The organism is Flavobacterium sp. RSB2_4_14 (assembly GCF_051547085.1).
Classification (GTDB): Bacteria; Bacteroidota; Bacteroidia; order Flavobacteriales; family Flavobacteriaceae; genus Flavobacterium.
In genome coordinates this window covers 1-949 of sequence record NZ_JBPTTL010000023.1, presented here as the reverse complement: position 1 = coordinate 949, position 949 = coordinate 1, and the positions used below count along the sequence as shown (strand labels likewise).

The following is a 949-nucleotide window of genomic DNA, read 5'->3' as shown; positions in this document are numbered from 1 at the left end:
CAGGAGGCGTTTGGACACGCACTTCAGGAACTGGCGGAGTATTCAATGCAGGAACTGGAACGTTTACACCAGCAGTTGGCGCTACAACTTCAACGTTTACCTATACTTTATTAGGCGTTGCGCCTTGTATTACTGATACAAGTATTGCTACAATAACAATAAACCCACAGCCTAATGCTGGAACTGATGGTTCTACTACAATTTGTGAAACCAGTTCAGTTGCCATTGATTTATTTAGTTTAATCACAGGAGAACAAACAGGAGGAGTTTGGACACGTACTTCAGGAACTGGCGGAGTATTCAATGCAGGAGCAGGAACATTCACACCAGCCGTTGCCACTACAACTTCAACGTTTACTTATACTTTAGTAGGTGTAGCTCCGTGTATAAATGCAACAAGTATTGCTACAATAATAATAAATCAGCAGCCAAATGCTGGTTTAGATGGAGGCGTAACTATATGCGCAAGCAGTTTGACCCCTTTAGATTTATTTAGTTTAATCACAGGAGAACAAGCAGGAGGCGTTTGGACACGAACTTCAGGAACAGGCGGATTATTCAATTCAGGAGCAGGAACATTTACTCCAACAGCTGGAGCGACAACCTCTACTTTTGAGTATACATTACTAGGAGTGGCACCATGTATAAATGATGTAAGTATCGCTACAATAAATATAGGCGGTCAACCTGATGCAGGAACTGATGGCGCCACTACAATTTGTGAATCCAGTATTGCAGCTATTGATTTATTTAGTTTAATTACTGGAGAACAAACAGGAGGAACTTGGACACGTACTTCAGGAACTGGCGGAGTATTCAATGCAGGAGCAGGAACTTTCACACCAGCCGTTGGTGCTACAACTTCAACTTTTACTTATACATTAGTAGGCGTTGCGCCTTGTATTACTGATACAAGTATTTCCACAATAAACATAATTGCTCAACCAAT

General features: G+C 41.5%; 1 pseudogene. It reads left to right on the top strand.

Annotated elements, in window-relative coordinates:
* Nucleotides 1-949, top strand: a pseudogene (locus tag ACSVH2_RS14085) (adhesin); the annotation flags it as partial.